The organism is Pseudomonas sp. YuFO20 (genome assembly GCF_035064975.1).
GTDB classification, from domain to species: Bacteria; Pseudomonadota; Gammaproteobacteria; order Pseudomonadales; family Pseudomonadaceae; genus Aquipseudomonas; species Aquipseudomonas putida_AE.
Map to the genome: position 1 here is coordinate 1 of NZ_JAXDEO010000064.1, position 22,229 is coordinate 22,229.

Annotated in this window: 20 protein-coding genes; 9 read left to right on the top strand and 11 right to left on the bottom strand. The window is 61.5% G+C overall.

Annotated elements, in window-relative coordinates; all coding sequences use genetic code 11:
• Window positions 1-90: 90 nt before the first annotated feature.
• Entirely contained in the window at window positions 91-555 is a 465-nt protein-coding gene (locus SOP85_RS26395) for a CopD family protein (protein ID WP_323608777.1), read from the bottom strand.
• A 99-nt stretch (window positions 556-654) separates the two neighbouring features.
• On the opposite strand from SOP85_RS26395, the gene dinG reads away from it, so the two are divergent.
• The 5 genes from dinG (at window position 655) to pdxH (ending at window position 8,593) form a co-directional block, all read left to right on the top strand.
• On the top strand, window positions 655-2,799 hold the full coding sequence (gene dinG / locus SOP85_RS26400) for an ATP-dependent DNA helicase DinG (RefSeq protein ID WP_274073408.1): 2,145 nt from the start codon (window positions 655-657) through the stop codon (window positions 2,797-2,799).
• A 95-nt stretch (window positions 2,800-2,894) separates the two neighbouring features.
• Window positions 2,895-5,396: a beta-agarase gene (locus SOP85_RS26405; protein ID WP_323628744.1), complete on the top strand. Its 2,502-nt coding sequence runs from the start codon at window positions 2,895-2,897 to the stop codon at window positions 5,394-5,396.
• 157 nt (window positions 5,397-5,553) lie between these two features.
• On the top strand, window positions 5,554-6,699 hold the full coding sequence (locus SOP85_RS26410) for a serine hydrolase domain-containing protein (RefSeq protein WP_323628745.1): 1,146 nt from the start codon (window positions 5,554-5,556) through the stop codon (window positions 6,697-6,699).
• A gap of 112 nt (window positions 6,700-6,811) precedes the next feature.
• The gene (locus SOP85_RS26415) at window positions 6,812-7,921 is read left to right on the top strand and encodes an OmpA family protein (RefSeq protein ID WP_274073411.1); all 1,110 of its coding nucleotides are present in this window, start codon (window positions 6,812-6,814) and stop codon (window positions 7,919-7,921) included.
• Window positions 7,922-7,945: 24 nt separating this feature from the next.
• On the top strand, window positions 7,946-8,593 hold the full coding sequence (pdxH, locus tag SOP85_RS26420) for a pyridoxamine 5'-phosphate oxidase (RefSeq protein WP_323628746.1): 648 nt from the start codon (window positions 7,946-7,948) through the stop codon (window positions 8,591-8,593).
• Between the two features lie 5 nt (window positions 8,594-8,598).
• Here pdxH and SOP85_RS26425 read toward each other — a convergent pair whose 3' ends face one another.
• Window positions 8,599-8,835: a hypothetical protein gene (locus SOP85_RS26425; RefSeq protein ID WP_274073413.1), complete on the bottom strand. Its 237-nt coding sequence runs from the start codon at window positions 8,833-8,835 to the stop codon at window positions 8,599-8,601.
• A gap of 166 nt (window positions 8,836-9,001) precedes the next feature.
• Between SOP85_RS26425 and SOP85_RS26430 the strand changes: the two genes are divergently transcribed.
• Window positions 9,002-9,466 (top strand): glycine zipper 2TM domain-containing protein, encoded by a 465-nt coding sequence (locus tag SOP85_RS26430; protein WP_274073414.1) that lies wholly within the window; start codon window positions 9,002-9,004, stop codon window positions 9,464-9,466.
• A 74-nt stretch (window positions 9,467-9,540) separates the two neighbouring features.
• Here SOP85_RS26430 and nhaA read toward each other — a convergent pair whose 3' ends face one another.
• Entirely contained in the window at window positions 9,541-10,728 is a 1,188-nt protein-coding gene (gene nhaA / locus SOP85_RS26435; RefSeq protein ID WP_274073415.1) for a Na+/H+ antiporter NhaA, read from the bottom strand.
• Window positions 10,729-10,979: 251 nt separating this feature from the next.
• Here nhaA and SOP85_RS26440 point away from each other — a divergent pair, with 251 nt between their 5' ends.
• A complete protein-coding gene (locus SOP85_RS26440; RefSeq protein WP_323628747.1) occupies window positions 10,980-12,074 on the top strand; it encodes a PLP-dependent cysteine synthase family protein in 1,095 nt (364 codons plus the stop codon).
• A 112-nt stretch (window positions 12,075-12,186) separates the two neighbouring features.
• Here SOP85_RS26440 and SOP85_RS26445 read toward each other — a convergent pair whose 3' ends face one another.
• From SOP85_RS26445 to SOP85_RS26455, 3 genes are all read right to left on the bottom strand, one after another.
• Complete coding sequence (locus SOP85_RS26445) at window positions 12,187-13,800, bottom strand: NAD(P)/FAD-dependent oxidoreductase (RefSeq protein ID WP_274073417.1); 1,614 nt, start codon at window positions 13,798-13,800, stop codon at window positions 12,187-12,189.
• Between the two features lie 95 nt (window positions 13,801-13,895).
• Complete coding sequence (locus tag SOP85_RS26450; RefSeq protein ID WP_274073418.1) at window positions 13,896-14,561, bottom strand: COG3650 family protein; 666 nt, start codon at window positions 14,559-14,561, stop codon at window positions 13,896-13,898.
• Between the two features lie 170 nt (window positions 14,562-14,731).
• Window positions 14,732-15,331, bottom strand: coding sequence for a short chain dehydrogenase (locus SOP85_RS26455; RefSeq protein WP_274073419.1), 600 nt, complete (start codon window positions 15,329-15,331; stop codon window positions 14,732-14,734).
• 105 nt (window positions 15,332-15,436) lie between these two features.
• Here SOP85_RS26455 and SOP85_RS26460 point away from each other — a divergent pair, with 105 nt between their 5' ends.
• Entirely contained in the window at window positions 15,437-16,345 is a 909-nt protein-coding gene (locus SOP85_RS26460) for a LysR family transcriptional regulator (RefSeq protein ID WP_323628748.1), read from the top strand.
• Between the two features lie 184 nt (window positions 16,346-16,529).
• On the opposite strand, the gene SOP85_RS26465 is transcribed toward SOP85_RS26460, so the two are convergent.
• The 5 genes from SOP85_RS26465 to SOP85_RS26485 all read right to left on the bottom strand — a co-directional run bounded on the left by SOP85_RS26465 (window position 16,530) and on the right by SOP85_RS26485 (window position 21,533).
• Window positions 16,530-17,231, bottom strand: coding sequence for an ABC transporter ATP-binding protein (locus tag SOP85_RS26465; RefSeq protein WP_020798122.1), 702 nt, complete (start codon window positions 17,229-17,231; stop codon window positions 16,530-16,532).
• Window positions 17,232-17,999, bottom strand: a complete 768-nt coding sequence (livG, locus tag SOP85_RS26470) for a high-affinity branched-chain amino acid ABC transporter ATP-binding protein LivG (RefSeq protein ID WP_274073421.1) — start codon at window positions 17,997-17,999, stop codon at window positions 17,232-17,234.
• Window positions 17,996-19,252 carry a high-affinity branched-chain amino acid ABC transporter permease LivM gene (locus SOP85_RS26475; protein ID WP_274073422.1) on the bottom strand — a complete coding sequence of 419 codons (1,257 nt, stop codon included), beginning with the start codon at window positions 19,250-19,252 and terminating at the stop codon, window positions 17,996-17,998. The genes livG and SOP85_RS26475 overlap by 4 nt, the downstream gene beginning before the upstream one ends.
• Window positions 19,249-20,172 (bottom strand): high-affinity branched-chain amino acid ABC transporter permease LivH, encoded by a 924-nt coding sequence (gene livH / locus SOP85_RS26480; RefSeq protein ID WP_274073423.1) that lies wholly within the window; start codon window positions 20,170-20,172, stop codon window positions 19,249-19,251. The genes SOP85_RS26475 and livH overlap by 4 nt, the downstream gene beginning before the upstream one ends.
• Before the next feature lie 233 nt (window positions 20,173-20,405).
• On the bottom strand, window positions 20,406-21,533 hold the full coding sequence (locus SOP85_RS26485) for a branched-chain amino acid ABC transporter substrate-binding protein (RefSeq protein WP_274073424.1): 1,128 nt from the start codon (window positions 21,531-21,533) through the stop codon (window positions 20,406-20,408).
• A gap of 350 nt (window positions 21,534-21,883) precedes the next feature.
• Here SOP85_RS26485 and SOP85_RS26490 point away from each other — a divergent pair, with 350 nt between their 5' ends.
• Window positions 21,884-22,189: a DUF2288 domain-containing protein gene (locus tag SOP85_RS26490; protein WP_274073425.1), complete on the top strand. Its 306-nt coding sequence runs from the start codon at window positions 21,884-21,886 to the stop codon at window positions 22,187-22,189.
• Window positions 22,190-22,229: the final 40 nt, after the last annotated feature.

Sequence of the window (22,229 nt, forward strand, 5' to 3'; positions counted from 1 at the left end):
GAGCTGCCGCAGGCTGCGATCTTTTGATCTTGTTTTTAAAAGCAACATCAAAAGATCGCAGCCTGCGGCAGCTCCTACAGGGGGAATTATCTAGAACATCGGTCGTGCCGCCGCAATCGCCACCAACACCAACCCGACAATCAGATTGATCCCCACCAACCGACGAATCCTTCCCAGTACCGCAGCCCCCGCCGGCCAATCCTGGGCCGTCACCGCCGTGCGCAACTCCGGCAACATCAACGCCTGGATCCGGATGAACAACGCGGTCATCACCACATACAAGCCCATCATCACCTGCACGTAACGCGGTGCGCTTTCAAAACCTGTGTATTGCAGATGAATCATGCCGACGCCGCTGATCGGCAATAGCACCACCGCGACCCAGACCCAGCGAAAGAAACCTTGAAACACTTCCAGCCACAGCTTCAGCCGGGCAGGGCCCTCCAGTGCCTTCAAGGCCGCGGGGCGCAAGACCATCCAGGCGAAAAACATGCCGCCGACCCACACCAGTGCGGCGAGGACATGCAGGCTATAAATGAGGCTAAAAGGTGTCATCGGGTTACTCCGTTCTGCGCGGGATTCATTAGCGGGGTATGATAGCGACCGAACCGAACTACTGAAAATTTATCCAGCGTTTTTTGCGCCCGACAATCCATGATCAGCACTGAACTCAAAACCACGATCCAGGGCGCCTATTCGCGTTTTCTCGAAGCCAAGAGCCTCAAGCCGCGCTACGGCCAACGCCTGATGATCGCCGAAATCGCCAAGGTCCTCGGTGACATCGACACCGACGACGAAGGCCGGCGCAGTGGCGACCCCGCGATTGTCGCGGTGGAAGCCGGCACCGGTACCGGCAAGACCGTAGCCTACAGCCTGGCGGCCATCCCCACGGCCAAGGCGGCGGGCAAGCGTTTGGTGATCGCCACAGCCACCGTCGCCTTGCAGGAGCAGATCGTCTACAAGGATCTGCCCGACCTGATGCGCAACAGCGGGCTGAATTTCAGTTTTGCGCTGGCCAAGGGGCGTGGACGCTACATGTGCCTGTCCAAGCTCGACATGTTGCTCCAGGAAGGTCACGCACAAACCGCCACCGCCCAGCTGTTCGAAGAAGAAGGCTTCAAGATCGAGGTCGATGAGGCCAGCCAGAAGCTGTTCACCAGCATGATCGAGAAACTTGCCGGCAATAAGTGGGACGGTGACCGCGACAGCTGGTCCACCGCCCTGGAGGACGCCGACTGGGCGCGCCTGACCACCGATCACAGCCAGTGCACCAACCGCCATTGCCCGAACTTCGGCCAGTGCGCCTTCTACAAGGCCCGCGAAGGCATGGGCAAGGTCGATGTGATCGTCACCAACCACGACATGGTCCTGGCCGACCTGGCGCTGGGCGGCGGTGCCGTGCTGCCCGATCCGCGCGACACCATCTACGTGTTCGACGAAGGCCATCACCTGCCGGACAAGGCCATCGGCCACTTTGCCCATTACACGCGCCTGCGCTCCACCGCCGACTGGCTGGAAACCACCGCGAAGAACCTCACCAAGCTGCTGGCCCAACACCCGTTGCCCGGTGATCTGGGCAAGCTGATCGAGCAGGTGCCGGAGCTGGCGCGGGAGATCAAGACCCAGCAACAGTTCATGTTCACCGCCTGTGAGCAGATCGCCGATTTCAAGCCCGGCGAAGATGTCGAGGGCCGCGAACGCCCACGCCACCGTTTCGTGGGCGGGGTGATTCCCGAGCACATGCGCGAAATGGGCGTCGAGCTGAAGAAGGGCTACGCGCGCCTGACCGACCTGTTTACCCGCCTCACTGAATTGCTCAAGGAAGGTATGGACGGCGAGGTCAATATCGGCATCGCCAGCAACCAGGCCGAGGAGTGGTATCCGTTGTTCGGCAGCCTGTTGTCGCGCTCATCCGGCAACTGGGAATTGTGGGTCGCGTTCACCGCTGAAGACCCGGAAGACAACCCGCCCATGGCCCGCTGGCTGACCCTGGCGGAAAGCGGCTCGCTTTTCGATATCGAAGTCAACGCAAGCCCGATCCTGGCGGCGGAAATGCTCCGGCGAAACCTGTGGAACGTGGCCTATGGCGCGCTGGTGACGTCGGCCACCTTGACCGCCCTGGGCACCTTCGACCGCTTCCGCATGCGCGCCGGCCTGCCGAAAAAGGCCGTGACCGCCGTGGTGCCGAGCCCGTTCCATCACGCCGACGCCGGTGTATTGCGGGTGCCGAACCTGAACGCGGATCCGCGGGATGCGGCGGCCCATACCGCCGCGATCATCCGTGACCTGCCAGACCTGGTCGAAGGGTCTCGGGGCACGCTGGTGCTGTTTTCCTCGCGCAAGCAGATGCAGGACGTGTTCGACGGCCTGGACCGCGACTGGCGCAAGCAGGTGTTCATTCAAGGCAACCTGTCGAAACAGGAAACCCTGAACAAGCACAAGGCGCGGGTCGATGGCGGTGATTCCAGCGTTCTGTTCGGCCTGGCGAGTTTTGCCGAAGGGGTCGACTTGCCCGGTGCCTACTGCGAGCACGTAGTGATCGCCAAGATTCCGTTCTCGGTGCCGGATGATCCGGTCGAAGCGGCGCTGGCCGAATGGATCGAGGCCCGTGGCGGCAATCCGTTCATGGAGATTTCCGTGCCGGACGCCTCGCTGAAACTGGTCCAGGCCTGCGGGCGCCTGCTGCGCACCGAAGAAGACCGCGGCACCATCACCTTGCTCGATCGGCGCCTGGTCACCCAGCGTTATGGCAAGGCGATCCTCAATGCGTTGCCTCCCTTCCGCCGTGAAATTTCCTGATAAACCGGTGGGCAGTTTTGCCCGCCGCGTTGTCTATCTCTCTACCATCGCTTTTCCATTGACCCACCCGGGTCGCTAGGGAGAATTCCGTTCTCATGATTCGCTGTTCGCTACCTGCCGTTCTTGCCCTGATGTTCGCCACGCCCTTGCTGGCGGCGCCCGCCGGGCAGCAGACGCTGTTCAATTTTGTGCGCCCCGCCGACGTGGTCCAGGTGGCGACCCAGGACGCCAGCCTGCCGCAGTCCAACGCCGAACAGACGCCCGAAGGCGAAGTGCTGCGCCGGGTCACCTTCAACCCTGTTGCGCGGCCAACGCTGCGCCTGTCGCCGCAGACCGGTGCCTGGGACTGGTCGCAGTCGGGCGTCATGAGCTTGCGGATCCAGAGCGCCATGAATTGGGCCGTGACCCTGTACGTGACCATTCAGAGCAACGACGGCAAGACGTTGGTCAGTCGCGTCGATCTTCCAGCCGGCCCGGCGCAGACCCTGTTGGTGCCATTGCAGCCGACTTCTCCGCTGAGCCAGGGCCTGAAGGCGGGTCCGCCGATGCCGATGACGGTCGACGGCCAGCGCATTTTGCTGGCCAGCAGTGCCGGTGAACTGGACCGCAGCCAGGTGGTGTCGGTCAGCCTGTCCATGGATCAACCGAAAGTCGCCCAGAGCATCCTGCTGGAGCGCTTTGGCGTGCAGGATGGCGAAGGTGTGACCCAAGCGGTCTATGGCGGGCTGGTGGACGCTTATGGCCAATCGACCCGGGCCAAATGGCCAGAAAAGGTCAGCAGCGACGAACAACTGAAAAGCGCCGCCGCCAAGGAACAACAGCAGCTGAAAACCTGGCTGGGTGAGCGCGAAAAGTCCTCCCTGGACACGTTCGGCGGCTGGACCAACGGGCCGACGTTCAAGGCCAGCGGTTTTTTCCGCACCGAGAAACGCGATGGACGCTGGTACCTGGTGACGCCGCAGGGGCATCCGTTCTATTCGCTGGGGGTCAACACCGTTGCGGCGGACGTCAACCAGACGTATGTCGCCGGTCGGGAATGGATGTTCGAATCCCTGCCCAAGGCTGATGAACCACTGGCCAATCACTTCGGGGAAGGCGACAACCGCGGTGGTAATGGTGTCGACAAGGGGCGGGGTTTCAGTTCTGGAAAATGGTATGACTTCTATGGCGCCAATCTGCAGCGTCTGTACGGCGACCCTTGTGCACTGGGCAGCAATACCAAGGCCGGCGTTGCTGAAGCGGCCAAGGCCGACGCGGTAGAAGCAACGGCCGAGAAGGCTGCCGAGCCTGCCGTCGCACCCTCAACGGCCGAATCCGGAGTCGCCGAAGCGGCCAAGGCCGGCGCCGCCGATGCGACGGTGGCAAAAGCGGCTGAGCCACCACCTGCCGAACCCTGCAAAACGACCTTTGATGAGCAGCGCTGGACCGGCCACACCCTGGAGCGCCTGCAAGCCTGGGGGTTCAATACCCTCGGCAACTGGAGCGCACCGGCACTGGGTGACGCGCAGCGCATGCCGTACACCTTGCCATTGTCGATCGTCGGCGATTACGCGAGCATCAGCACTGGCAACGACTGGTGGGGCGGGATGCCCGACCCATTCGACCCGCGTTTCGCCATGGCGACCGAGCGCGCGGTGGCCATTGCTGCCCGCGACCACCGCGACGATCCATGGCTGATCGGTTACTTCGCCGACAACGAACTGGCCTGGGCCGGTCCCGGCGATGACCCGAAAGCCCGCTATGCGCTGGCCTATGGCACCCTGAAAATGACCACCGACGTGCCGGCCAAGCGCGCGTTCCTCAAGCAGTTGCGCGACAAATACCGCAACCAGGCGGGCTTGTCGAAAGCCTGGGGTATCGATCTGCCAGCCTGGGAACTGATGGAGGACCCGGGCTTCGTGCCGCCGCTGCCAAGCGCCGAGCACCCGGAAATCGAGGCCGACTTCAAATACTTCCAGAAGGTCTTCGCCGACACCTACTTCAAGACCATTTCCGATTCGCTGGAGTGGCACGCGCCGAACCAGCTCCTGCTTGGTGGCCGGTTTGCCATCAGCACCCCGGAAGCCGTTGAGGCCTGTGCGCAGTACTGCGACGTATTGAGTTTCAACATGTACACCTTGCAACCCCAGGACGGTTACGACTTCGCCAGGCTGCGCAGTCTGGACAAACCGGTATTGGTCACCGAGTTCAACTTCGGCTCGACCGACCGCGGCCCGTTCTGGGGCGGCGTGACGCAACTGGCGAAGGAAGAAGACCGTGGCCCGGCCTACGCGAATTTCCTGAAACAGGCGCTGGGCGAGCCGTCGATTGTTGGCGTGCACTGGTTCCAGTACCTCGACCAACCCGTGACCGGTCGCCTGCTGGATGGCGAAAATGGTCACTTTGGCCTGGTGGGGATAACCGATCTGCCGTTCCAGGGCTTTGTCGACAGCGTGCGCAAGAGCAATCTGGCGACGGTCGATCAATTGGCCAAAGAGGCCCAGAAGGCCGCCGCCGAGGTCGACAAGGCGAACCACGATGCCGAGGGCGGGCGCAAGGCCGAAGCCGGCAAAGGCCCGGGGAAGGGCGCTGGTGGGCATTCCGGCCAAGGTCATTAAACACCGGGATCGCAACCCTGTAGGAGCTGCCGAAGGCTGCGATCTTTTGATTTTAACCTGGGGGTTGAATTGACCGCCCAGCCCGCCCCTGTTCCCAAAACCCTCAAGGGCTGGAACAATGCGGCCCACTTTATAGAACGTTTCCGGGGAGTTGCGGGTGCAGATTCAGGGTCATTACGAGCTTAAGTTCGAGGCAGTGCGTGAAGCGTTCGCGGCGCTGTTCGACGATCCTCAGGAACGTGGCGCCGCGTTGTGCATCCTGGTCGGCGGCGAAACCGTCGTCGACTTGTGGTGCGGCACCTCCGACAAGGACGGGGCCGAAGCCTGGCACAGTGACACCATCGCCAACCTGTTCTCCTGCACCAAGACCTTCACCGCCGTCACCGCCCTGCAACTGGTGGCTGAAGGCAAGCTGCAACTGGACGCCCCGGTGGCCCGCTACTGGCCTGAATTCGCCGCCGCCGGCAAAGAATCGGTGACCCTGCGCCAACTGCTTTGCCATCAGGCCGGTCTGCCGGCGTTGCGCGAGTTACTGGCCCCTGAAGCGCTTTACGACTGGCAAACCATGGTCGACGCCCTGGCCGCCGAAGCACCATGGTGGACGCCGGGTGAGGGCCACGGTTATGCGGCCATCACCTATGGCTGGCTGGTCGGCGAGCTGCTGCGCCGTGCTGACGGTCGTGGCCCCGGTGAATCCATCGTGGCGCGGGTTGCCAAGCCTTTGGGCCTGGATTTTCACGTCGGCCTGGCCGATGAAGAGTTTCATCGCGTGGCGCACATTGCCCGCGGCAAGGGCAATGTCGGCGATGCCGCGGCCCAGCGCCTGCTGCAAGTGACCCTGCGCGAGCCAACGGCCATGACCACCCGCGCTTTTACCAATCCACCTTCGGTGCTGACCAGTACCAACAAACCTGAGTGGCGGCGCATGCAGCAGCCGGCGGCCAATGGCCACGGCAATGCTCGCAGCCTGGCCGGGTTTTACGCCGGTTTGCTCGATGGCAGCCTGCTGGAAGGCGAATTGCTCGACGAGTTGACCCGCGAGCACAGCCTCGGCGAAGACAAGACACTGTTGACCCGAACCCGTTTCGGCCTGGGCTGCATGCTCGACCAACCGGATGTGCCCAATGCGACCTTCGGCCTGGGCGCGCGAGCCTTCGGGCATCCGGGCGCGGGTGGCTCTGTTGGTTTCGCTGACCCGGAACATGATGTGGCATTCGGTTTTGTGACAAATACCCTGGGGCCGTACGTCTTGATGGATCCGCGCGCACAAAAGCTTGTGCGGGTACTGGCCACTTGTCTGTAAATCACGCTCAAGGGTTCCGGAGCTGGAACCCGACGGCCTTTTCAGTTTCCAAGCGTCTGTTTATGCGGGCTGACCCGGCCTGATTTTATTACTTCATTTTTGTGGATATCCAATGTCAACCAAACCCACCCTCGCCTTGGCACTGTGCTTCGCTATTACCGGTTGCGCGCAGACTCCTAAAAATGATGCAGACGGCGGCAGTTGGTGGCCGTTCGGGTCTTCCGACAAAGTCGCGGCCAAAGAGCCTGTCAAAGAGCCGGCCAAAGAACCGGCCCCAGCTCCCTTGAAGCCCACCGCAGCCGCTGCGGTGACCAAGACTGACAGTTCCAGCCCTTGGTACTGGCCGTTCGGCTCCGAGGAAGTGCTCGACAAGAAACCAGAGGTAAAACCTGAGGCCAAGCCGGTCGAAGTCGCCAAGGCCGAGGCCGAGGCGGGCGGCAAGTGGTGGTGGCCGTTCGGCGGCAAGGATCAAAGCACTGCCAAAGCCGTGCCGATGCCTGATCCGAAAGTCACCCAAGCCTGGCTTGACGACTACGAACCGCGTCTGCGTACAGCGATCAAGGACAGCAACCTGCAACTCGAACGCCGTGAAAACGTCCTGGTGGTCACCGCGCCGGTAGAAGGCTCGTTCAACCCGGACCGCCCGGCCATGCTGCTGCCGGTAACCCTCGGCCCGTTCACTCGCGTTGCGAAAATCCTTGAAGCCGATCCGAAGACTGCCGTGCTGGTACTCGGCCACAGTGACACCTCGGGCGCAGCGCCGGCTAACGTGAAGCTGAGCCAGGAACGTGCGCAATCGGTGGCTGCGATCTTCCGCCTCAGCGGTCTGCAGCGCGATCGCCTGATGCTGCGTGGCATGGGTGGTGAAGCCCCGCGTGCTGCCAACGACAGCAATGAAGGTCGTGCCCTGAACCGCCGCGTGGAGCTGCTGGTGACGCCGCAAAACACCATGGTCGCCTTGCTGAGCAAGTACAACATGCCGGCCCCGGCGCCTGTGCGCATGGTCGCGGCCCAGGACATCAAGCCGGTTGCCAAGCCTGTGACGCCAGCACCTGCCGATGCGAAGAAAGCGGCTGCACCGGTGGCGAAGAAAGCGCCGGCCAAGAAAGCCGCCGCGAAGAAGACCCCGGCTAAAACGGCAACGCCCGCGAAGAAGACGGCACCGGCCAAAGCCGCAGCCGACACTAAAAAAGTCGCCGCCGCCGATACTACAAAGAAGTAATTCGTCAACCATAAGGAATGCGCCATGACCAAGGCCCTGGCTGATATGCGCCGCGACTACACCCGTGATGGCCTGACCGAGGCGCAAGCCCCGGCCGAGCCGTTCGCGCTGTTCCACCAATGGTTTGCCGACGCGGTGAAAACCGAGCAGGCACCGGTGGAGGCCAATGCCATGACCTTGGCCACTGTCGACCAGGAGGGGCGGCCGCATTGCCGCATCCTGCTGCTCAAGGGCCTGGACGCCCAGGGCTTCACCTTCTTCACCAACTACGACAGCGCCAAAGGCCAGCAACTGGTGGCGAATCCATTCGCGGCCATGACGTTTTTCTGGCCGACCCTGGAGCGTCAGGTGCGGATTGAAGGTCGGGTGGTGAAAGTCACGCCAGAAGAATCCGATGCGTACTATCAGGTGCGCCCGCTGGGCAGTCGCCTCGGTGCCTGGGCTTCGCCGCAGAGCCGGGTGATTGCCGATCGGGGTGAGCTGGAGTCGCTGCTCAAGGATACCGAGCAACGTTTCAGCGATAGCCAACCCCACTGCCCTGAACACTGGGGCGGTTATCGCCTGCTGCCAGAACGCATCGAGTTCTGGCAGGGCCGTCCGAGCCGTCTCCACGACCGGCTCAACTATCGCCTGCAGGGTGCCAGCTGGATTCTTGAACGCCTGGCGCCTTAAGCAGTCTACCGTTCGGGATAAGCTGCCGCTGCGGCCTCAAGCCACTGCGGCAGGTCTCGACGCCTGATTTTCTGAGCCCGGGCGCTCGCCAACCGTTCGAGCATGAACGCTTTTTTCTGCTCGTCCTTGCCGGCCAGCGCCAACGCCAGGTCCCGGTCCATCCAGCGTCTGATGCGCACGTACAGCCACCCATGGAAGTACAGCCCGGCGACGGTAGTGACGACAATGATAAAGTAATCCATCTGGATCCCTGGTCAGTGGTGCGGCTTGCGAGCAGGCCGCTGCTGCGTGGTCAGTGCGTGAACGCGCCTGTACGAAGCCTGAATCGAAACATTTTTATCCGGGCAAGACCGTGACAGGCGTCTGGCTGCGGAGTTTAATGGTTACTTGTCCTTTGGAGTTGATGCTATGCGTAAGTCTGTTCTGCTGGTTGCTTCCTTTTCCACCATGGCGATGTTGCTCACTGGCTGCCAATCGAGCTTGACCGGTGACTCCTATTCCCGTGACGAAGCGCGTCGCGTGCAGACGATTCGCATGGGTACCATCGAAGCCCTGCGACCGGTGAAAATCGAAGGTACCAAGACGCCAATCGGCGGCGCGGCAGGTGCAGTGGTGGGCGGTGTCGGTGGTAGCGCCATCGGTGGTGGCCGCGGCAGCATTGTCGCAGCAGTTATCGGTGCCGTCGCAGGCGGCCTGGTAGGCTCGGCAGCCGAAGAAGGCCTGACCCGCACCCAGGGCGTGGAAATCACCGTGCGCGAAGACGACGGCAGCATGCGCGCCTACGTGCAACAGGTTCAGGAAAACGAAGTGTTCCGCGTTGGCGAGCGCGTGCGCATTGCCACGGTGGATGGCACCAGCCGCGTTTCCCACTAAGCGGGAATACGGGTAAAAGAAAACCCCGACCAGGTGACTGGATCGGGGTTTTTCTTTAGCACATGAATTGTTCCCTACGCGGTTTGCAGCACCGGCTTGCGACTCGCCGCCGCCGTTACGGCATAGCCAATCAATGCCGCCAGGATCGAACCGGTCAGGATCCCCATGCGGTCCATGCCTGCGTAGTCACTGACGCCCGGCTCAAAGGCCAGCGAACCGACGAACAGGCTCATGGTGAAGCCGATGCCGCAGAGAATCGCCACGCCCAGCACCTGGCCCCAATTGGCACCCTGGGGCAGGGCGGCGATGCCGGTTTTCACCGCCAGCCAGGTCAGGCCGTACACGCCGACGGTCTTGCCCAGCAGCAGGCCGATCGCGATGCCCATTGGCACGGCGTGGGTGAAGCTTTCGGCGGTCACGCCACTGAGGGACAGGCCGGCGTTGGCGAAGGCGAACAGCGGCAGGATGCCGTAGGCCACCCATGGGTGCAGCGCGTGCTCCAGTGAAAGCAGGGGAGAGGGTTCGGCGTTTTTCGTGCGCAAGGGGATGCAGAATGCCAGGGTCACGCCGGCCAGCGTGGCATGCACTCCGCTCTTGAGCACGCAGACCCAGAGGATCAGGCCAATGATCATGTAGGGGCCGAGCTTGACCACGCCGAGCCGGTTCATCCCGATCAGCGCCGCGATGCAGGCGGCGGCCAGTGCCAGGGACAGGGTCGACAGTTCGCCGGAATAGAAAATCGCGATGATGACGATCGCGCCGAGGTCGTCGATGATCGCCAGGGTCATCAGGAACAACTTCAGCGACACCGGCACGCGTTTGCCCAGCAGCGCCAGTACGCCCAGCGCGAAGGCGATGTCGGTGGCGGTCGGGATCGCCCAGCCGTCCAGGGCCGGTGGATTGTCACGGTTGAGGAACCAGTAGATCAGCGCCGGGACCACCATGCCGCCAATGGCGGCCGCGCCGGGCAGGACGATCTGCGACGGTTTGGACAGCTGCCCGTCGAGGACCTCGCGCTTGACCTCCAGCCCGATCAGCAGGAAGAACAGCGCCATGAGCCCGTCGTTGATCCACAGCAGCAGCGGCTTGGCGATTTTCAGCGCGCCGACCTGGGCGACAACGGGGGTTTCCAGCAGGCCGTTGTAGAGCCACGACAATGGGGAGTTGTTGATGATCAGCGCGAGGATAGCCGCGGCGATCAATAACAGACCGCTGGCAGCTTCCAGCTGAAAGAAACGCGTGAACGTGCTACGCAGAGGCAAAGTCGCTCTCCATCGATAAAGTCAAAAGGTGGCACACCCTAACCCGTACCGTTTGTTGTTAAAACAAAAGTTATATTCTTTTTTGTTATATGTCGTTACAGCGCGATTCTTCGGGCAAGGACCTGAGCCTAGCAGTTGCCGGATGTATTGGAACTCAGCTGTACCTGTGTTTGATGTAGGATTTTTCCTAAGCTTGCAGGTTGAGGCTTTTGACAGGGCCGCCTATTGCCTGATCCATCGAGATAACCACCATGAGCGACAACCGACAGTGGTCCCGCGAAGCCATCCGGATCATCGAAGCCGACTTCCAGCGCAGCGCCGACACTCACCTGATCCCCTTGTCGCTGCCAGGTTTTGCCGGCATCGAGTTGTACTTCAAGGATGAGTCGAGCCATCCCACCGGCAGCCTGAAACACCGCCTGGCGCGGTCGCTGTTCCTGTATGCGCTGTGCAATGGCTGGCTCAAGCCCGGTGCGCCGGTGATCGAGGCGTCCAGCGGCTCGACGGCGATTTCCGAGGCGTATTTCGCGCGTTTGCTGGGGGTGCCGTTCATTGCCGTGGTGCCGGCCAGTACGTCGAGGGAAAAGATCGCACAAATCGCGTTCTATGGCGGGCAGACGCATCTGGTCGCGGATCCGACGCAGATCTACGCCGAGTCCGAACGCCTGGCGCGCGAGCACGACGGCCACTTCATCGACCAGTTCACCTACGCCGAACGTGCGACCGACTGGCGTGCGAACAACAACATCGCCGAATCGATCTTCCAGCAGATGCGTTTCGAAAAGCATCCGGAGCCGAGCTGGCTGGTGTCCAGCCCCGGGACTGGGGGGACGACGGCGACCCTGGGGCGTTACGTACGTTATCGGCAGCACGCCACCCGCGTGTTGTGTGCCGATGCCGAACGCTCGGTGTTTTTCGATTACTACCAGACCGGCGATGCCAGCCTGCGCCTGGATCACGGTTCGCGGGTCGAAGGCATTGGTCGGCCCCGGGTGGAAGCGTCATTCCTGCCCAAGGTTATCGATGCGATGGTCAAGGTGCCGGACGCATTGTCGCTGGCGGCCATGCATTACCTGGCTGAACGTCTGGGGCGGCATGTCGGTGGATCGAGCGGGACCAACCTGATTGGCGCGTTGATGGCGGCGCAGCAGATGGCGGCGGCGGGGGAGCAGGGGTCGATCGTGGCGATTCTGTGCGACAGCGGCGAGCGCTATGCCACGACCTATTACGATCAGGCGTGGCTCAAGGCCGAGGGGTTTGAGTTGAGCGGGTTGATCGATGCGGTGGCAGCGACGGTCGAGCGCGGTGAGCCGCTGCCGGCGAGCGTGTTGCGCGCCAATATCTGACCCCCTGCACCTGTAGGAGCGGGCTTGCCAGCGAATGCGGTTCGTCATTCAACAGAAACGTTGGCTGATCCACCGCCTTCGCGAGCAAGCCCGCTCCCACTGGGGGTTGGCGTCAGGCTTCGAGGCCGAGGATATCCCGAGCCACCGCTTCGGCGATGCGAATGCCATCGACCCCCGCCGACAAAATCCCGCCCGCATAACCCGCGCCTTCACCCGCCGGGAACAAGCCTTTCACGTTCAGGCTCTGCATCGACTCGTTACGCGTAATGCGCAGCGGCGACGAAGTACGGGTCTCGATCCCGGTCAACACCGCGTCATGCAGCGAGTAACCGCGAATCTGTTTCTCGAACGCCGGCAAGGCTTCACGAATCGCTTCGATGGCGAAGGCCGGCAAGGCCAGCGCCAGGTCGCCCAGGGCAACGCCCGGTTTGTAGGAGGGTTCGACGCTGCCCAGCGCGGTGGACGGCTTGCCGGCGATGAAGTCGCCGACCAATTGCGCCGGTGCTTCGTAGTTGCTGCCACCGAGCACAAAGGCGTGGGATTCCAGGCGTTCCTGCAGCTCGATACCGGCCAGCGGGCCGCCCGGATAATCGACTTCCGGGGTAATCCCGACAACGATCCCGGAGTTGGCGTTGCGCTCGTTGCGCGAGTACTGGCTCATGCCGTTGGTGACCACGCGGTTCGGCTCGGAGGTCGCCGCCACCACCGTACCGCCCGGGCACATGCAGAAGCTGTAGACCGAACGGCCGTTCTTGGCATGGTGCACCAGTTTGTAGTCGGCGGCGCCGAGTTTCGGGTGGCCGGCGTACTTGCCCAGGCGCGCGCGGTCGATCAGCGACTGCGGGTGCTCGATACGGAAACCGACCGAGAACGGCTTGGCTTCCATGTACACGCCGCGGCCGTGGAGCATGCGGAAGGTGTCCCGGGCACTGTGGCCCAGGGCCAGAATCACGTGTTTGGAGTGGATCTGCTCGCCGCCATCGAGCTCGACGCCGACCAGTTGGCCGTCTTCGATCAGCACGTCGGTCACCCGTTGCTGGAAGCGCACTTCGCCGCCCATGGCGCGAATCTGCTCACGCATGTTTTCCACAACGCCCGTCAGACGGAACGTACCGATGTGCGGCTTGCTGACGTAGAGGATTTCTTCCGGGGCACCGGCCTTGACGAATTCATTGAGGACTTTACGGCCGATGAACTTCGGGTCCTTGATCTGGCTGTAGAGCTTGCCGTCGGAGAAGGTCCCCGCGCCGCCCTCGCCGAATTGCACGTTGGACTCGGGGTTGAGCACGCTTTTACGCCACAGGCCCCAGGTGTCCTTGGTGCGCTGGCGCACTTCGGTGCCGCGTTCGAGGATGATCGGCTTGAAGCCCATCTGCGCCAGCAGCAGCCCGGCGAAGATCCCGCACGGCCCGAAGCCGACGACGACAGGGCGCACGCTCAGGTCGGCCGGCGCCTGGCCAACCATTTTGTAGCTGACATCCGGTGCCACGTTGACGTTACGGTCATCGGCGAACTTGTTCAGTACCGAGGCCTCATCGCGAACATCGAGATCGATGGTGTAGATGAAGCACAGCTCGGAGGACTTTTTGCGCGCATCGTAGCTGCGCTTGAACAAGGTGAAATCGACCAGGTCATCGCTGGAGATGCCCAGGCGTTGCAGGATGGCAGGGCGCAGGTCTTCATCGGGATGGTCGATCGGCAGCTTGAGTTCGGTGATTCGTAACATGGCAGGATCCGGTTCGCGGGGCGCACAACTGCGCCAGGGCGTTTGAAACCGGCGATTATAAGCCCCAAAGGCGCAGGCCCGTGAGGCTAAAACGATCAGTCGTCGCGCGAACCGCCGAAATACCCGCAACCGCGCTGTACCTTGCCATCGATGCGCAGTTCGGCAGTCATGTGCTGCAGACTGCCTGTGCTGTTGTCGATGCAGCGTTGTGGCGCGACCCACAGTTCGATGTGCTGGTTGTTGGCTTCGGTGCTGAGGTTGAAGCGGCCTTCGCCCAATTGCTCTTCGACGTAGGGCACGGCCAACGGCGGCTGGCCGGCGCGTTCCACGACCATGCCTTTGCCGGTGACGCTCACGCTCCACTCGGGGGCATGGCCGGCGGCGCGCAGGATCAGCGGCTTGAAATTTGGATCGGCGCAGGCGGTGGCGGAGCGCTCGACGCGGTACAGCGTTTCCACGTCGAGCTGATCTTCGCCGTTACCGGGAACGATGCGCCCACGCACGTCGGCAAACAGCTTGCCCTGGGCATCGGCGAGGCTCGCGGCCTGTTGCAGGACGCTGGTGCTGCCCGTGTCATTGACCAGGTAACGGCGTTGCTCGCCGCACGGCTGGAACAGCAGTTTGCCGTCGGCGGCGCTCAACTGGCCCTGCAGGCGGGTCTGCCCGACGTGGGAGGCACTTTCACGCTGGCCGTCGAACAACTGGCAGGCGGCGAACAGGGGGAGCAGGGCAACAAGGACTAAGGAACGGGCAGCACGCATCTTGGGGTCTCCTGACAAGTGCCGCCACGTTACTCAGCCTGACCGTTCATCACAACCCTGCATTACGCCGGGCTTTTTGTAGGAGCTGGCGCAGCCTGCGATCTTTTGATGTTGTTTGAGGCGATTGAAAATCAAAAGCCAGATCAAAAGATCGCAGCCTGCGGCAGCTCCTACCCCACGTGAAAGGTCTGGCCCGTCTGCAAGCCTTCGACGCTTTTGGCGTAGGCCAATGCCACATCCTCGGCAGGAACCGGCTTGTAGCCACGGAAATACGGGGCATAGCTGCCCATGGCTTCGACCAGGACGGTCGGGCTGATCGAGTTCACGCGTAAGCCGCGTGGCAACTCGATGGCGGCAGCGCGGACGAAACTGTCCAGCGCACCGTTGACCAGCGCAGCGGATGCGCCACTGCGGATCGGGTCGTGGCTGAGTACGCCGGTGGTGAGTGTGAAGGATGCACCTTCATTGGCGAACTCACGGCCAATCAGCACCAGGTTGACCTGGCCCATCAGCTTGTCCTTGAGGCCCAGGGCAAAACTCTCTTCGCTCATTTCGGCCAGCGGTGCGAAGGTCACGTTACCGGCGGCGCACACCAGTGCATCGAATTTGCCGGTCTGTTCGAACAGTCGACGAATCGACGTGCTGTCACTGATGTCCACCTGAAAATCACCGCTGCTGCGGCCAATGCGGACGATCTCGTGGCGCTGGGACAGCTCCTTGTCGACGGCCGAACCGATGGTGCCGCTGGCGCCAATCAAAAGAATTTTCATACTGGCTGATCCTCGTTGGATTGAGTAAGGCTTCAGTTTAGAGTGGTTTTTTCCGGCGATAAGCGCACTAATAGGCAACCTTTGGTTTTCAAATGGAAACAATCCATGAGCGAAATGGATGACCTGGCCGCCTTCGCGATATTGATCGAAGCGGGCAGTTTTACCCTGGCGGCGCAGCAGTTGGGTTGCAGCAAGGGCCAGTTGTCCAAGCGCATCAGCCAATTGGAAGCGCAGTTTTGCGTGGTCCTGCTGCAGCGCACCACGCGGCGCTTGAGCCTGACAGCGGCGGGCGCGGCGTTGTTGCCCCAGGCCCAGGCGCTGGTGGTACAAGTCGAGCGCGCGCGCCAGGCCCTGGCACGCCTGAAGGACGACATGGCGGGCCCGGTGCGGATGACGGTTCCGGTGTCGCTTGGGGAAACTTTCTTCGATGGCTTGTTGCTGGAGTTCTCCGCCCAGTATCCCGAGGTGCAGATCGAACTGGAGCTCAACAACAATTACCGTGACCTGTCCCGGGACGGCTTCGATCTGGCGATCCGCTCCGATGTGGCGATCGATCAGCGCCTGGTGGCGCGGCCGTTGTTGGCGTGGCGGGAATTGACCTGCGCCAGCCCGGCCTATCTGGAGCAATACGGTGAACCGCAGACGCCTCAGGCGCTGGCCGAGCACCGCTGCCTGCTCAATAGCCACTACAGTGGCCGGGAGGAGTGGCTGTATCACCAGCAACACGAGCTGTTGCGGGTACGGGTTTCCGGGCCGTTTGCCAGCAACCATTACAACTTGTTGAAAAAAGCCGCCCTGGCTGGCGCCGGCATTGCCCGTTTACCGTCCTACGCGTTGCCCGAGGAATTGGCTGACGGGCGCTTGCGCTGGCTCCTGCGTGATTATCAGACCCGGAGCATGCCGATGTACCTGGTGCACCCGTATCAAGGTGGGTTGCCCAGGCGCACGCAGGTGCTGGCGGATTATTTGATCGGCTGGTTCAAGCGCAGCGGCGAGGCGCTGGACAGGCTTTGAATCTTCACACGGACCCTGTAGGAGCTGGCTTGCCAGCGAAAGGGCATAACATTCAACGACGATGTTGACTGATACACCGCTATCGCTGGCAAGCCAGCTCCTACAGGGTTCTGTGTTGTTGGCGGGATTGTGGCGGGCATAAAAAAACGGCCCGCGAGGGCCGTTTTCTGGTTATCCCGAAGGCTTAGCCGCCGAGGTACGCATCACGCACTTTCGGATCGGTCAGCAGCGCTTCACCGGTGCCTGTCATCACTACCCGGCCGTTCTCCAGAACGTAGGCGCGGTCAGCGATTTTCAGGGCCTGGTTGGCGTTCTGCTCGACCAGGAACACCGTCACACCGTCCTTGCGCAGCTGTTCGATGATGTCGAAGATCTGCTGGATGATGATCGGGGCCAGGCCTAGTGAAGGCTCGTCGAGCAGCAGCAGCTTGGGCTTGCTCATCAGCGCGCGGCCGATGGCGAGCATTTGCTGTTCGCCGCCGGACATGGTGCCGCCACGCTGGCTGAAGCGCTCTTTCAGGCGTGGGAAAAGTCCGAGGACCTTGTCCATCTGTTCCTGATAGTCGCCCTTGGCGGTGAAGAAACCACCCATGGAGAGGTTTTCTTCCACGGTCAGGCGGGAAAACACCCGACGACCTTCCGGCACCACGGCAATGCTCTTGCGCATGATCTGCGAAGAATCCTGGCCGACCAGTTCCTCACCCATGTAGCGGATGCTGCCGCTGTGGGCCCGAGGCGAACCGCACAGGGTCATCAGGAGTGTGGACTTGCCGGCACCGTTGGCGCCAATCAGGGTCACGATCTCGCCCTGGCGGACTTCGACGTTGACGCTGTGCAGGGCCTGGATCTTGCCGTAGAAGGTGGAAACGTTTTCGAACTGCAGCATTTACGCTTCCCCCAGGTAGGCTTTGATCACTTCAGGATTGTCGCGGATCTGTTCCGGCGTACCGTTGGCCAGGGGGGTGCCCTGGTTGATCACGACGATGTGGTCGGAAATGCTCATGACCAGTTTCATGTCGTGTTCGATCAGCAGCACAGTGACGTTGTGCTCCTCACGCAACATGCCTATCAGCGCCTTCAGGTCTTCGGTTTCCTTCGGGTTCAGGCCGGCGGCCGGTTCGTCGAGCATGAGGATCCTCGGACGGGTCATCATGCAGCGGGCGATTTCCAGGCGCCGTTGCTGACCGTAGGCCAGGGTACCGGCCGGACGGTTGGCGAACTCCTTGAGGTTGACCTTTTCCAGCCAGTACTCGGCGAACTCCATGGCCTCGCGTTCGCTCTTGCGGAACCCCGGGGTCTTGAACAGGCCGGACAGGAAGTTGGTGTTCAGGTGGCGATGCTGGGCGATCAAGAGGTTCTCGACCGCGGTCATGTCCTTGAACAACCGCACGTTCTGGAAGGTACGCACCACGCCCTTGAGGGCGATCTTGTGGCCCGGCAGGCCCTCGATCGGCTCGCCATCGAGCAGGATGCTGCCGCCGCTCGGCTTGTAGAAGCCGGTCAGGCAGTTGAACACGGTGGTCTTGCCGGCGCCGTTGGGGCCGATCAAGGCAACCACTTGTTTCTCTTTCACGCTCAAGGCAACGCCGTTGACCGCCAGCAAGCCGCCGAAGCGCATGCTCAGGTTTTCTACTTTAAGGATCTCGCGGCTCATTTGCGCAGCTCCATGTGAGGACGTTGCATGGGCAGCAGACCCTGAGGGCGCCAGATCATCATCAGTACCATCAAGGCACCGAACATCAACATGCGGTACTCACTGAACTCACGCATCATTTCCGGCAGCAGGATCATCACCACCGCCGCCAGGATCACACCCAGCTGCGAGCCCATGCCACCCAGCACCACGATGGCGAGGATGATCGCCGACTCGATGAAGGTGAACGACTCCGGTGTCACCAGGCCTTGGCGGGCAGCGAAGAAGCTACCGGCGAAACCGGCGAAGCTGGCACCCAGGGTGAACGCCGAGAGTTTGATGATGGTCGGGTTCAGACCCAGTGCACGGCAGGCGATTTCGTCTTCACGCAATGCTTCCCACGCGCGGCCAAGCGGCATGCGCAGCAAGCGGTTGATGACGAACAGCGCACCCAGGGCCAGCAACAGCGCAACCAGGTAGAGGAAGATCACCTTGTTGATCGAGTTGTATGCCAGGCCGAAATACTCGTGGAAGGTTTGCATGCCTTCCGCGGCTTTACGTTCGAAGGTCAGGCCGAAGAACGTCGGTTTCTCGATGTTGCTGATGCCGTTCGGACCGCCCGTGAGGCCGGTCAGGTTACGCAGGAACAGACGGATGATTTCACCGAAGCCCAGGGTCACGATCGCCAGGTAGTCACCGCGCAGACGCAGTACCGGGAAGCCGAGCAGGAAGCCGAAGGTGGCGGCCATCAGGCCGGCAATCGGCAGGCAGATCCAGAAGCTCAGGCCGTAGTAGTGCGACAGCAGCGCATAACTGTAGGCGCCGACGGCGTAGAAGCCGACGTAACCGAGGTCGAGCAGGCCCGCCAGGCCGACCACGATGTTCAGGCCCAGGCCCAGCATCACGTAGATCAGCACCAGCGTCGCGATATCCACCGCGCCGCGAGAACCGAAGAACGGCCAGACCAGGGCGCCGGCGATCAAGGCAATGATGATCCAGCGCTGGGTGGTCGGCAGGGTCAGGAAGTTACTGGCCTTGGCCGGGATCAGCGGCATGCTTGGCGAGGAGCGCCAGGCCGAGCTGATCTGCTGGTCGAACAGCACGCGCAGGAACATCAGCACCGAACACACGGCGATGGTGATCAGGGTGGCGTCGCTGGTGCCATGAACTTCGAGGTTGATGCCGACGATGGTCAGCTTCAGGCCGAGTACCGGGTAGGCCACGGCCCATACCAGCAAGGCACTGAACAGTGCCTGTTTAAGATTCCTAGTCATACCTTCTCAACCTCCGGACGGCCCAGCAGGCCGGTTGGCCGGAACAACAACACCAAAACCAAGAGACCGAAAGCCACGACGTCCTTGTACTGGTCGCCGAAGACATCGGCACCGAAGGCTTCCGCCACACCCAGTACCAGCCCGCCGAGCATGGCGCCCGGAATGCTGCCGATACCGCCCAGTACCGCCGCGGTGAAGGCCTTGAGGCCGACCAGGAAACCGGCGTTGGGGTTGATCACGCCGTATTGCATGCTCAGCAGCACGGCCGCGATGGCCGCCAGCGCAGCACCGATGACGAAGGTCAGGGCGATGATGTTGTTGGTGTTGATACCCAGCAGGTTGGCCATCTTGATGTCTTCGGCGCAGGCACGGCAGGCGCGACCCAGGCGAGAGCGGGAGATGAACAGCGTCAGGCCGAGCATGGCGACCAGGGTCACCACGAACACCACGATTTGCATGTAGGAAATCAGCACTTCATGTGCACCACCTGGCCCGAAGGTGAAGTTGCCCGGAATCAGGTTGGGGATGGATTTGTCCTTGGAGTCTTGCGCCAGCAGAACCGTGTTCTGCAGGAAGATCGACATGCCGATGGCGGAAATCAGCGGGATCAGACGGTTGCTGCCGCGCAACGGGCGGTAGGCTATCCGTTCGATGCTGTAGCCGTAGGCACTGGTGACGACGATGGTCGCCAGGAAAGCGGCGGTCATCAACAGCGGAACACTGTCGAGTCCCAGCATGGCCAGCCCGGCGATGGCGATGAACGCCACGTAGGAGCCGATCATGTACACCTCGCCGTGGGCGAAGTTGATCATTCCAATGATGCCGTAAACCATCGTATAGCCGATGGCGATCAGGGCATACGTGCTGCCAATGGTCAGGCCATTAACCAGCTGTTGGAAGAAGTGATAGATGTCAGGCATTACAGCGCTCCTAAAAACCTGATACGCATTTCACTGGTGGAGTCATTTTCCCGCCCGGGCCCCGTGGATCTGCATCCACTTCGAATCCGGGGTTTGCCAGCGAACCGCTGATGACGGTTTTGAGATTTTCAGGTGGGGAGACTGGCGGATCACGCCAGCGCGGCCCAGGTACGTTCGTAAAACAAAGCCCACGGCACGCCGTGGGCTTTATTGGCAGTCAGTCAGGCAAGACCTTACTGAGGCTTGGCTTCAGTTTTTGGTTTGCCGAAGTGCCACTCGTAGACCACGAATTTGAAGTCTTTCAGGTCGCCTTTCTCGTCGAAGGCCAGGTCGCCAGTTGGAGTCTTGAACGTACCCGCGTGAATGGCTTCAGCCACTTTGGTCGCGTCTTCGGACTTGGCGGCCTTGATGCCGTCGGCGATCACGGTCACAGCCGAGTAGGCCGGGAACACGAACGGACCGCTCGGGTCTTCTTTCTTGGCCTTGAACGCATCAGCCAGGGCAACGTTGGCCGGATCCTGGTCGAAGGATTTCGGCAGGGTCACCAGCAGGCCTTCGGAAGCGTCCTTGGCGATCTGCGAGATGGAGTCGTTACCCACGCCTTCCGGACCCATGAACTTGGCTTTCAGGCCTTTTTCCTGGGCTTGACGCAGGATCAGGCCCAGCTCCGGGTGGTAGCCGCCGTAGTAGACGAAGTCGACGTTGGCTTGCTTGAGCTTGGCGATGATCGAGGAGAAGTCCTTGTCGCCGGCGTTGACGCCTTCGAACACGGCAACCTTGGTGCCTTTCTTCTCGAGGGTCTGTTTAACGGCGGTGGCGATGCCTTCACCGTATTGCTGTTTGTCGTGCAGGACGGCAACGATTTTCGGTTTGACGAAATCGGCGATGTAGTTACCGGCGGCAGGGCCTTGGGCGCTGTCCAGGCCGATGGTGCGGAACACCATTTTGTAACCACGAGCGGTGATGTCCGGGCTGGTGGCAGCCGGGGTGATCATGATCACGCCTTCGTCTTCGTAGATGTCCGAAGCCGGTTGAGTGGAGCTGGAGCACAGGTGACCGACCACGAACTTGACGCCGTCGTTGACGACTTTGTTCGCGACCGCTACCGCTTGTTTTGGATCACAGGCGTCATCGTATTCGACGGCTTCGAGCTTCTTGCCGTCTACGCCGCCTTTGGCGTTGATCTGTTCAATGGCCATTTTGGCGCCGCTGAACTGCATGTCGCCGTATTGGGCTACAGGACCGGTCTTGGGGCCGGCGATGCCGATCTTGATGGTGTCAGCTGCGAACGAATGGCTGGCAACCCCGGCCAGAACCATAGCGGCAAACAGTTTGGAAATCTGCTTAGTAGCCTTAGTCATAGTGCTCCACTCTTACTGTTGTAATTTTTATAGTCCTGGCGCCGTTGGCAGCAGAACCGGGTCAGATATCTACGACATCCCCCGGAAAAGCCCCCCGGCAACTGTACCGGTACAGTGTAGAGCGCCGATTGTCAGCCTGGGAAGCTGGCGCCAGGGGGCAAAACTTGGGGGTGTCGCTTTTTTGAAAGAAAAAGTCAGAATTGCGGCGGGGTTTTGACGGGCTTATAGCCAGATTCCGTGCATTCCTTGGCTTTCCTGCGCTTTTCATTCGGTCACTCAAATTGCATCTGGGTTTTTCTGCCTGACCACCGACGTTATCATTGCGTCGATTTCTTTTCCGGACCGGACCCATGACTGAAGAACCTAGCACCCTCTATGCCAAACTGCTCGGAGAAACCGCATCTATTTCCTGGAAGGAACTGGAGCCGTTCTTCGCCAAGGGTGCCCTATTGTGGGTCGACCCGAGCCTCGATTTGATCGCCGCAGCCGAAGCTGTAGCCACTGATGAAGGCGAGAAAGTGGCTGCCTGGCTGGCCGAGGACAAGGTCGCCAAGCTGTCTGAAACGCGGGCGCTGGATCTTTTCGAACGGGATCCGCAGCTGTGGGCTGTGGTGGTTTCGCCGTGGATCCTGATCCAGGAAAGAGCGCAGGCCTGAGTGCGTGCACCATGGTGGTGCCATCGCTGAGCCAAGGAAA